The organism is Nocardia sp. NPDC058666 (genome assembly GCF_042714895.1).
Taxonomy (GTDB): domain Bacteria; phylum Actinomycetota; class Actinomycetes; order Mycobacteriales; family Mycobacteriaceae; genus Nocardia.
In genome coordinates, this window is the sequence record NZ_JBHXRY010000023.1 from 18,513 (window position 1) to 28,781 (window position 10,269).

Sequence of the window (10,269 nt, forward strand, 5' to 3'; positions counted from 1 at the left end):
TGCAAGCATCGGGCGGTCTATCGTGCGGCTCGGGCAGGCCTCACGCGGTGTCGGTGAGCCTGCGCAATGCCTTCGCCACCACCTGCGGATCAGAGGTTTCCCAATACGGCGGCAGCGAAGCGCGCAGGTAACTGCCGTAGCGCGCGGTGGCGAGGCGGGAGTCGAGGATGGCGACCACGCCGCGATCGTCGACACTGCGCAGCAGTCGGCCGGTGCCCTGGGCCAACAGTAGTGCGGCGTGATTGGCGGCCACGGTCATGAAGCCGTTGCCGCCGCGCGACTCCACCGCCCGCTGACGTGCGGTGAGCAGCGGATCGTCGGGGCGCGGGAACGGAATGCGGTCCAGGATGACCAGACTCAGCGACGGACCGGGCACGTCGACGCCCTGCCAGAGGGTGAGGGTGCCGAACAGGGAGGTGGCCGGATCGTCGGCGAATTTGCGGACCAGCGCGCCCATCGAATCGTCGCCCTGACACAGCACCGGGGTGTCGAGGCGTTCGCGCAGCGCCTCGGTGGCGGCCTTGGCGGCGCGCATCGAGGAGAACAGGCCCAACGTGCGGCCGCCCGCGGCGGTGATGAGCTGTTCGATCTCGTCGAGGTAGGCGGGGGCGAGGCCGTCGCGGCCGGGGGCGGGCAGGTGTTTGGCGACGTACAGGATGCCGGACTTGGCATGGTCGAAGGGGGAACCGACGTCGAGGGCGTTCCAGCGCACCGACTCGAGGTCGCTGGGGGCGGTGGCGCCGTTGGCCATCGCCGGATCGACCTTGCCGCCGGATTGTGACGGCAGGCCCCAGGTGATCGCGAGACTGTCGAAGGAGCCGCCGATCTGCAGGGTGGCCGAGGTGAGCACGACGGTCGCGGTGCCGAACAGTCTGCTGCGCAGCAGGCCGCCGACCGACAGCGGCGCCATCCGCAGAGTGCGTCGGGTGACGCCGCGGATCTCGTCGGCCGACAACCAGATCACGTCGCGGCGGGCGGCGGGATCGGCTTCCTCGAACGCGGTCAGGGCGCGGACCGCGGCATCGTGCACGTCGTCGATGGCGGCCACGGCCATGGTGCGGGCGGCGGCATTGTCGGGATCGTCCTGGGTTTTGACGCTGCCCGTGGGCGCGATGGCGGTGCGGGCGTTCCAGGCCGCATCGCGGACCAGCGCGAGCACGGGGGCGATGCCGTCGGGCAGCTGATCCCAGCGGCCGGGCGGCATTTCCTCGAGCGCTTCGTGGAAGGCCTCGGCGGCACCTTCCAGGCGATCGACCTCGCGTTCGTCGATCAGTTTCGTGCAGCGACGCGCCGCGGCGGTGATCGCGGTGGCGGCCAGTTCGGCGGTGGCCACGCCGGTGACGCGGTCGACCAGTTCGTGGGCCTCGTCGATGACGACCACATCGTGTTCGGGCAGCACCTGGATGCCGCTGATGGCATCGATGGCCAGCAGGGCGTGGTTGGTGACCACCACGTCGGCCTGCGCCGATTCCGCACGGGCCTTCTCGGCGAAGCAGTCCTGGCCGAACTGGCAGCGGGACTTGCCGAGGCATTCGCGCGAGCCCACGCTGACCTGACGCCACGCACGATCGGTGACGCCGGGGGCGAGTTCGTCGCGGTCACCGGTTTCGGTGTCGGAGGCCCACTCGTTGAGGCGCTGGACTTCACGGCCGAGGCGGGAGATGGCGAAGGCGTCGAACAGTTCGGCCTCGCCGCCGGTGTCTTCGGGGATGACGCTGTTGATCTTGTTCAGGCACAGATAGTTGTTGCGGCCCTTGAGGATCGCGAACTGGGGTGCCCGGCCCAACGGTTTGGTGAGCGCCTCGGCCAGGCGGGGGAGATCGCGGTCCACGAGCTGACGTTGCAGGGCGATCGTCGCGGTGGACACGACCACGGTGCGGCCGGTGCGCACGGCGTGACGCAGGCTCGGGATCAGGTAGGCCAGCGACTTCCCGGTGCCGGTGCCCGCCTGGACCGCCAGGTGTTCTTTGGTGTCGATCGCATGGTCGACGGCGGTGGCCATGGTGGTTTGCCCGGTGCGCTCTTTGCCGCCGAGGGCATGCACGGCGGTGACGAGCAGGTCGGCGACGGGAGGAAGTTCGGGCACGCTGGCAGCTTATCCGTGCGGTCCGACAGGTTTGCTCGCGCTGCGGCGAGCCAGGTCAGGACTCGCGGACGAAGTCGTCGAGGTGGTCTCGGACGTAGTCCATGACTCGTTGTTCGAAGTCCTGGGGTTCGTTGATGTCGTAGATCTCGTCGGGGTCTTCGGCACGGTCGCCGGTGGGGCGGCGGATCTGGTCGGGGTTGGCCAGGACTTGGTGTTCGTCTTCCCAGAAGCGGTCCAGGTCGTCGTTGGGGGAACTGACCGACGCGTCGCGGGCGGCGATGATGGCGGCCGCGGCCAGCTGTGGCATTCCTGCAGCGCGCAAACCCCTTGTGGCCCAGGGGAGTTCGCTGCGACGGGTTTTGAGGTAGCTGGAGAAGCCCGCGTCGAGGACGCTGGTGTGCAGGCTCGACAGGGCCAGCAGGTGGGAGAAGGCCGGGGGGAGTTTGCCGAAGGCGCCGATGCCGAGACGCTGGAGGTCGTCGGTGGTGGGGTTGGACCAGAAGACGATGTCGGCGGCGTCGTGGATGCTGTCGGTCTCGGCCAGCGCCTTGGTCAGGGCGGCACGGGTGTGGGCCGGGAATCGATAGTCCATCTGTGCAGATTAGTCGCGTTCGAGGGGGCGATCGGCCGGGTGCGGGTCAGGCGGGCGGAGCGCCGGTCAGTGCGACGCCCGCTTCGCGCAGGCGGGTCAGCGTCGGCTCGATCGTCGCGGGCGTGACCGCGGCGGTGAGGTCGAGTAGAACCGTGGTGTCGAAACCCGCTTCGGCGGCATCGAGCGCGGTGGCCCGCACACAGTGGTCGGTGGCGATGCCGACGATGTCCACGGCGTCGATATCGCGGGCCCGCAGCCACGTCGTCAAGGTGGTGCCGTCGGCAGCAGCTCCTTCGAACCCGGAGTAGGCGGCGGTGTACTCGCCCTTGGCGAAGATTTCCTGGATGGCGGTGGTGTCGAGAGCCGGGTGGAAATCGGCACCGGGCGTTCCCACTCGACAGTGCGGCGGCCAGGAATCGACGTAATCGGGTTCGGCGGAGAAGTGCGCACCAGGATCGATGTGCCAATCGCGGGTGGCCACGATCGCGTCGTAATGCTGATCGGCGACGAACTCGGTGATCGCCGCCGCGACAGCCGCACCGCCCGCCACCGCGAGCGAACCGCCTTCACAGAAGTCGTTCTGCACATCCACGATGATCAGTCCGCGTGCCATGTCGTCCTCCAGCTCGTTCGCGCCCGTCAGCCCAAGTATGTCGTGGGCACGGCCGGTTCGCCCGCGGACAGTTTCAGCCCCTCCCACGGCAGGCTGACCAACCCGCGCGCGACCAGTTCACGACTGTCCGCCAAGGTCGCCACCCCGTCGACCACGGTCCCGCCTCGAACCAGCGGCACCTGCAACTCCCGCATCTGAAAACCGTTGGCGGACGGCGTTTCTCCGCCGCGCGGATACACGATCTCCTCGACGATCGTGCCCGTGTCGCGAGCCAACCGCACCGCCTTCTTGGTCCCGCCGCGCGACTCCTTGTGACTGGACCGCTTCGCCACCGGCACCCCGTCGACCTCGACGAGCTTGTAGACCATGCCCGCCGTCGGCGCGCCCGACCCGGTCACCACCGAGGTGCCGACGCCGTACACATCCACCGGTTCCGCACGCAACGCCGCGATCGCGTACTCGTCGAGATCGCCCGACACCACGATGCGCGTGCCGGTGGCACCCAGCTCGTCGAGCTGATGCCGAACCTGCCTGGCCAGCACGCCCAGATCGCCGGAGTCGATGCGCACCCCGCCCAGTTCCGGCCCGGCCACCTCGATCGCGGTGGCCACGCCCCGGGTGATGTCGAAGGTATCCACCAGCAGTGTCGTGCCGATGCCGAGCGCGTCGACCTGACTGCGGAAGGCCGCGGCCTCGTGTTCACCGTCGGCGCCGCTGTGCAGCAGCGTGAAGGCGTGCGCGCTGGTGCCCGCGCCTGGCACGCCGAAGCTGCGCACCGCCTCGAGATTGGAGGTGGCGTCGAATCCGGCCAGGTAGGCGGCGCGCGAACTCGACGGCGCGGCCAGTTCGTGGGTGCGCCGCGACCCCATTTCGATCATCCGACGTCCCGCGCCCGCGCTGACCATGCGGGCGGCCGCCGACGCGATGGCGCTGTCGTGATTGAAGATCGATAGCGCGAGGGTTTCCAGGACCACGCATTCGGCGAAAGTGCCGCGCACGGTCAGGATCGGCGAACCGGGAAAATACAGCTCACCTTCGGCATAACCGTCGATGTCGCCGGTGAAGCGATAGTCGCGCAACCAGTCGACGGTGGCGGGGTCGAGGAGTTTCGCGACCACGGCCAGCTCGTCGGGGCCGAAACGAAAGTGGGTCAGCGCGTCGAGCAGGCGGCCGGTGCCGGCGACGACACCGTAGCGGCGCCCGTGCGGCAACCGTCTGGCGAACACCTCGAACGTGCACTGTCTGCGCGCGGAACCGTCGGCCAGTGCCGCGGCCAACATGGTCAGTTCGTATTGGTCGGTCAGCAACGCGGTGCTGGCGAACTCGTCACGGATGCGCACACCAGAAACTCTAGTCACCGCGGGTGTTGAATCTGCTGGGCCGCGTCGTACCCTGGTTTTCATGGCCGTGTGCAATACCGTTCGGGCCGGCGCCGTCACCGACGCCGCACTGTCGGCACCGCAGGCGACGCCGGAGACGACCGAATTCTCCGAGATCCTGGAGGCGGAGGACCGCCCCTGGGTCACCGTCGTCTGGGACGACCCGGTGAACCTGATGCACTACGTCACCTACATCTTCCAGAAGCTTTTCGGCTACAGCAAAGCCAAGGCGACCGAATTGATGATGCAGGTGCACAACGAGGGCAAAGCGGTGGTGTCGTCGGGTTCGCGCGACAAGATGGAACAGGACGTGCGCCGACTGCACGCCGCCGGGCTCTGGGCAACCATGCAGCGCGACTGAGTAGCCTTGGCCTGTGCGCAAGTGGAGCAGGAAGAACTCACTGAGTGGCCTCAAGCTTCGATCCGAAATGGACGAGCACGAGGCCACCGTCCTGCGCTCGCTGATCGGCGCGGTGTCGGGCCTGTTGCGTGATCGCGCCGACGAAACCCCCGAGGACGAACTGGCCGCGCTCACGGGCCTTCGCACCGGCAATTCCACCCCGCCCGACGACCCGCAACTGCTGCGCCTGCTGCCCGATTTCCATCGCGCCGAGCCCAGTTCCCCCGACGCCAAGCGCGCCGATCTCAACAGTGCGCTGCGCAGCTTGCACGAGCCCGAGATCATCGACGCGAAACTGGCCGCGGGGCGCGTGGTGCTGGACAGTTGCCCCGAATCCGGCGGCAAGATCGTGCTCACGCCCGAGCAGGCCGACGCATGGCTGGCCGCGCTCACCGACGTGCGCCTCGCGCTGGGCACGCTGCTCGAGATCGACGACGACACGCCCGACCATTTCGATCCCGAAGATCCGCGCGCCCCGCATCTGGACGTCTACCACTGGTTGACGTGGATGCAGGATTCGCTGCTGCAAGCGCTCGCGCCCTGATCCGAAGGACGAGACGATGCACAGCGCTCCCGGAGTACGTAACTCGATCACCGATGTCGCCGGGGTTCTGGTCGGCCACCACCAAGCCTTGGACCCCGACGCGACCCTGGGCTCCGGTGCCGCGACCGGCTGTACCGTCGTGCGCATCCCCGGCGGCGCGACCGCCTCGGTCGACGTGCGCGGCGGCGGTCCGGGCACCAGAGAAACCGACCTGCTCGACCCCGCCAACACCGTCCGCCAACTCAACGCGGTGCTGCTCACCGGCGGCAGCGCCTACGGACTGGCCGCCGCCGACGGCGTGATGCGCTGGTGCGAAGAGCACGGCGAAGGCATCCCGATGGACCCGGCTGACCCCAGCCGCGTGGTGCCGATCGTGCCCGCCGCGGTGATCTTCGACCTGCCCGTCGGGGACTGGGGTATCCGCCCCGACGCGGATTTCGGCTATCGCGCGGCCGCAGCGGCCTCGACGGAGTTCGCCCGAGGGACAGCGGGTGCCGGTGTGGGCGCGCGAGCGGGCGCGCTCAAAGGCGGAATCGGTTCTGCGAGTGTGGTTCTCGGTGATGGACCCGGTGCTGGTGTCACCGTCGGTGCGGTGATCGTCGCCAATCCGGTCGGGTCGGTCGTGGACCCGCGCACCGGGTTGCCGTGGGGCGCAGGCACCGACGGACCCGACTGGTTCGGGTTGCGACCCGGCACGCCGGACGAGATCGCCGAGCTCGGCGCGTTGCCCGCCAAGACCATCGTGCTCAACACCACCATCGGCGTGATCGCCACCGACGCCGCCCTCGACCCGGCGGGCTGCAAGCGCATGGCCACCACCGCGCACGACGGCCTGGCCCGAGCGATCCGGCCCGTGCACTCACCGCTGGACGGCGACACCCTGTTCGCGGTCTCCACCGGCACGATCGAGGTCCCGCCGCTCACCCTCCCCGCCGCTTTCCCACCGGACCTGCTGCTGCTGGACCAGCTGTGCACCGCGGCGGCGGTGGTCGTGGAACGCGCTGTCGTGGACGCGGTGCTGGCCGCCACGTCGATCGCGGGCATCCCCGCCTACCGTGACTTGTTTCCCCCACGCTGAGCGCCCACAACTCGACGTTTCGGTAGAAATTCGCACCGATCGGCCCGACATTGTCCGCTCAGCGTGGGCATCACAGGCCCGGCTTCGACCCCCCGTGGAATACCCGAATAGGGTGAGTCGTTGTCGAGGAAGGTGCTCGACAGCACGCTCGCAGGATGTGGAAAGGGTCGATGAAGTGCTGGTGATCAGGGCGGATCTCGTAGACGCGATGCTGGCACACGCCCGCGCCGACCACCCGGATGAAGCCTGCGGCATCATCGCGGGGCCCGAAGGCACCGACCGGCCCGAACGGTTCGTCGCGATGCTCAACGCCGAACGTTCGCCCACCTTCTACCGGTTCGATTCCGGTGAACAACTGCGCGTGTGGCGCGCGATGGACGACGCCGACGAAGTGCCGGTGGTGATCTACCACTCGCACACCGCTACCGAGGCATACCCCAGCCGCACCGATATCTCCTTCGCCGCCGAACCGGACGCGCACTACGTGCTGGTTTCCACTCGCGATCCGCTGGAGCACGAACTGCGCAGCTACCGCATCGTCGATGGCGAGGTCACCGAAGAACCGGTGCGCGTCGTCGATTCCTACTGAATTCCCCCGAATACATCACCACCCCGAGGAGTCCCCGTGCCGGTAACTGTGTCCATTCCGACCATCATGCGTGGTATCACCGGAGGTGAGAAGCGAGTGCAGGGCGAGGGCTCGACGCTGTCCGCGCTCATCGCCGACCTCGACGCGAATCACCCTGGGCTGTCCGACAAACTGCTGTCCGACGGCAAGCTCAACCGCTACGTGAACATCTACGTCGACGACGAGGACGTGCGTTTCTCGGGTGGCCTGGACGCCGAAGTGCCCGCGGGCGCGTCGGTCACCATTCTGCCCGCCGTGGCCGGCGGCGCCTGACACCGTGGCCCGCTACGAATCGCTGATCGCGACGCTGGGAAATACGCCGCTGGTCGGCTTGCAGACACTGTCCCCGCAATGGGACGGCGACAATCATGTGCGGCTGTGGGCCAAGCTCGAGGACCGCAATCCCACCGGGTCGATCAAGGATCGCCCCGCGCTGCGGATGATCGAACAGGCCGAGGCCGACGGTCTGCTCACGCCCGGCTGCACCATTCTCGAGCCGACCAGCGGCAATACCGGAATCTCGCTGGCCATGGCGGCCAAGCTCAAGGGTTACCGGATCGTGTGCGTGATGCCGGAGAACACGTCGGTGGAGCGCCGTCAATTGCTGACCATGTTCGGCGCGGAAATCATCGATTCGCCCGCCGCGGGTGGTTCCAATCAAGCCGTGGCCAAGGCCAAGCAGATCGCCGCGGAAAATCCGGACTGGGTCATGCTGTACCAGTACGGCAATCCGGCCAACGCGCTCGCGCATTACGAGGGCACCGGACCGGAATTGCTCGCCGATCTGCCCGAGATCACCCACTTCGTAGCGGGCCTCGGCACCACCGGCACCCTGATGGGCACGGGCCGATACCTGCGCGAACATGTGCCCGGTATCGAAATCGTGGCCGCCGAACCGCGCTATGGCGAACTGGTCTACGGGCTGCGCAATATCGACGAGGGGTTCATTCCCGAGCTCTACGACGAGAAGGTGCTGACCACCCGTTTCTCGGTCGGCCCGTACGACGCGGTGAAACGCACGCGCGAACTGGTCGGTGAAGAGGGCATCTTCGCCGGGATTTCCACCGGCGCGATCCTGCACGCCGCGCTCGGCATCGCCAAGAAGGCGCAGAAGGCGGGCACGCGGGCCGATATCGCGTTCGTGGTGGCCGACGGTGGCTGGAAGTACCTGTCTACCGGGGCATACGACGGCACGCTGGACGAAGCCGAGGAGAAACTGGACGGCCAGCTCTGGGCCTGACCACATGTCACCGGGGTTCGGTAGGCTCGGATCAACGGGCCTTCGACGGTCCTTGCCGGAGCGGAGGCGATGTCGGTGAGCGGTGGGGTGGGGTTGCAGGGCAGCTCGTCCGGGGCGCCAGCGCGGCGTGGTGGGTCGTGGCTTCGCGCCGCGATCGTGATCCTCGGATTCGTCGCGTCGTTGTACGTGATCGAAGCGGTCGACATGGTGCTGTCGCACGACCGGCCGCCGGGCGCGAACAATCAGCTCGACGGCGCGGGCATCGAGCCGCGCGACGTCGGCGGACTCGACGGCATCCTGTGGGCGCCGCTGCTGCACGGCGGCTGGGACCACCTCGTCGCCAACACCCTGCCGCTGCTGGTGCTCGGATTCCTGGTGCTGTTATCGGGCATCGGGCGGGGGATCGCGGCCACGGCCATCATCTGGGTGATCGCGGGCGTGGGCACCTGGCTCACCGGCTCGTCCGGGAGCCTGCACCTGGGTGCGTCGTCGATCGTGTTCGGCTGGTTGACGTATCTGATCTGTCGTGGCTGGTTCGCGCGCAATATCGGCCAGATCGTGGTGGGTCTGGTGATCCTGGTGTTCTACGGCTCGATGCTGTGGGGCGTGCTGCCCAGCGACCCCCGAATTTCTTGGCAGGGACATCTTTTCGGGGCGGTGGGTGGAGTGGTCGCGGGCTGGGTACTCTCAGCAGATGAACGTCGACGCCGCCGTGGAGCATCGGTGCGCCGCGCAGTACCAACGCGGTAACCGGGGATCCGGTTCGGAATTTGGGGGGATCCCGCAGTGAGTACCAGCACGTCGTGGCAGCATGGGGGCATGCGCCTTACCGTCCTCGGGTGCTCGGGCAGCGTGTCCGGCCCGGATTCTCCAGCCTCGGGCTACCTGCTGACGGGCCCTGATATGCGCCCGACTGTCATCGACTTCGGTCCCGGCATCTTCGGTGCGCTGCAGAAGCACATGAACCCCGCCGACGTGGACATCTTCCTCACCCACCTGCACGCGGACCACTGCCTGGACCTGCCCGCACTGCTGGTGTGGCGGCGCTACCACCCCAACCCGCCCACCGGAAAAGCCCTGGTCCGTGGCCCGTCGGACGCCCCGCTGCGCATCGGCAACGCCTCCGCGGAAATCGGCGGCGAAACCGACGACTGGTCCGACGTGATCGACTCGCAGACCTGGGTCGAGAACACGCCGATCCCGTTCGGCCCCGGCCACACGGTCGAAGCCCGACGCATGTTCCACCCGCCCGAGTCCTACGGTTTGCGCATCACCGCCGCGGACGGCCGCGTGTTCGTCTACACCGGCGACACCGCGATGTGCGACGCGGTGGTCGACTTGGCGCAGGGCGCGGATGTGCTCATGGCCGAGGCGTCGTGGACACACGATCCGGCGAATCGTCCGCCGGGCATTCACCTTTCGGGCACCGAGGCGGGCGAGATCGCCACCCGCGCCGGCGCCAAAGAACTGTTGCTCACGCATATCCCGCCGTGGACTTCGCGCGAAGATGTGATCGCGGAAGCCAAGGCGGCGTTCTCAGGTCCGGTGCACGCGGTGTCGCCGGGGGAGACGTTCGATCTGTAGGTGGGATCCGGTGTTCGGTGGTCCCAGGGGGTTTGAGGCTGTGTTTTTGGAGCGCTGGCGCGCTCGAGCGCGGCCCCTGAGGGGCCGCGAGTTAGCCACCGTTGCTTGAGGCTTCGCCTCGGACG

At 68.1% G+C, this 10,269-nt stretch carries 12 protein-coding genes; 8 read left to right on the top strand and 4 right to left on the bottom strand.

Going from position 1 to position 10,269, the window contains the following annotated elements:
* Positions 1-40 precede the first annotated feature (40 nt).
* From ACFWVD_RS27335 to ACFWVD_RS27350, 4 genes are read right to left on the bottom strand one after another with little or no spacing between them, the layout of a single operon-like run.
* Entirely contained in the window at positions 41-2,086 is a 2,046-nt protein-coding gene (locus ACFWVD_RS27335) for an ATP-dependent DNA helicase (protein WP_379247597.1), read from the bottom strand.
* 55 nt (positions 2,087-2,141) lie between these two features.
* Positions 2,142-2,678 carry a hypothetical protein gene (locus tag ACFWVD_RS27340; protein ID WP_379247599.1) on the bottom strand — a complete coding sequence of 179 codons (537 nt, stop codon included), beginning with the start codon at positions 2,676-2,678 and terminating at the stop codon, positions 2,142-2,144.
* 46 nt (positions 2,679-2,724) lie between these two features.
* Entirely contained in the window at positions 2,725-3,291 is a 567-nt protein-coding gene (locus ACFWVD_RS27345) for an isochorismatase family protein (protein ID WP_379247601.1), read from the bottom strand.
* Positions 3,292-3,317: 26 nt separating this feature from the next.
* A complete protein-coding gene (locus tag ACFWVD_RS27350; RefSeq protein ID WP_379247603.1) occupies positions 3,318-4,631 on the bottom strand; it encodes a nicotinate phosphoribosyltransferase in 1,314 nt (437 codons plus the stop codon).
* A gap of 61 nt (positions 4,632-4,692) precedes the next feature.
* Here ACFWVD_RS27350 and clpS point away from each other — a divergent pair, with 61 nt between their 5' ends.
* The 8 genes from clpS (at position 4,693) to ACFWVD_RS27390 (ending at position 10,144) form a co-directional block, all read left to right on the top strand.
* On the top strand, positions 4,693-5,031 hold the full coding sequence (gene clpS / locus ACFWVD_RS27355; protein ID WP_379247605.1) for an ATP-dependent Clp protease adapter ClpS: 339 nt from the start codon (positions 4,693-4,695) through the stop codon (positions 5,029-5,031).
* Between the two features lie 13 nt (positions 5,032-5,044).
* Positions 5,045-5,614: a DUF2017 domain-containing protein gene (locus ACFWVD_RS27360; protein ID WP_379247607.1), complete on the top strand. Its 570-nt coding sequence runs from the start codon at positions 5,045-5,047 to the stop codon at positions 5,612-5,614.
* A 16-nt stretch (positions 5,615-5,630) separates the two neighbouring features.
* Positions 5,631-6,692, top strand: a complete 1,062-nt coding sequence (locus tag ACFWVD_RS27365) for a P1 family peptidase (RefSeq protein ID WP_379247609.1) — start codon at positions 5,631-5,633, stop codon at positions 6,690-6,692.
* A gap of 175 nt (positions 6,693-6,867) precedes the next feature.
* On the top strand, positions 6,868-7,281 hold the full coding sequence (locus ACFWVD_RS27370) for a Mov34/MPN/PAD-1 family protein (protein ID WP_379247621.1): 414 nt from the start codon (positions 6,868-6,870) through the stop codon (positions 7,279-7,281).
* Between the two features lie 36 nt (positions 7,282-7,317).
* Positions 7,318-7,593 carry a MoaD/ThiS family protein gene (locus ACFWVD_RS27375; RefSeq protein WP_379247611.1) on the top strand — a complete coding sequence of 92 codons (276 nt, stop codon included), beginning with the start codon at positions 7,318-7,320 and terminating at the stop codon, positions 7,591-7,593.
* Between the two features lie 4 nt (positions 7,594-7,597).
* Positions 7,598-8,560, top strand: coding sequence for a PLP-dependent cysteine synthase family protein (locus ACFWVD_RS27380; protein ID WP_379247613.1), 963 nt, complete (start codon positions 7,598-7,600; stop codon positions 8,558-8,560).
* A gap of 69 nt (positions 8,561-8,629) precedes the next feature.
* A complete protein-coding gene (locus ACFWVD_RS27385) occupies positions 8,630-9,310 on the top strand; it encodes a rhomboid family intramembrane serine protease (protein ID WP_379247615.1) in 681 nt (226 codons plus the stop codon).
* 69 nt (positions 9,311-9,379) lie between these two features.
* The gene (locus ACFWVD_RS27390; RefSeq protein WP_379247617.1) at positions 9,380-10,144 is read left to right on the top strand and encodes a cyclic nucleotide-degrading phosphodiesterase; all 765 of its coding nucleotides are present in this window, start codon (positions 9,380-9,382) and stop codon (positions 10,142-10,144) included.
* Positions 10,145-10,269: the final 125 nt, after the last annotated feature.

Coding starts and splice junctions, on each gene's coding strand:
- ACFWVD_RS27340 (WP_379247599.1), bottom strand. CDS start 2,678: ATGGACTATCGATTCCCGGCCCACACCCGTGCCGCCCTGACCAAGGCG.
- ACFWVD_RS27345 (WP_379247601.1), bottom strand. CDS start 3,291: ATGGCACGCGGACTGATCATCGTGGATGTGCAGAACGACTTCTGTGAA.
- clpS (WP_379247605.1), top strand. CDS start 4,693: ATGGCCGTGTGCAATACCGTTCGGGCCGGCGCCGTCACCGACGCCGCA.
- ACFWVD_RS27365 (WP_379247609.1), top strand. CDS start 5,631: ATGCACAGCGCTCCCGGAGTACGTAACTCGATCACCGATGTCGCCGGG.
- ACFWVD_RS27385 (WP_379247615.1), top strand. CDS start 8,630: ATGTCGGTGAGCGGTGGGGTGGGGTTGCAGGGCAGCTCGTCCGGGGCG.
- ACFWVD_RS27390 (WP_379247617.1), top strand. CDS start 9,380: ATGCGCCTTACCGTCCTCGGGTGCTCGGGCAGCGTGTCCGGCCCGGAT.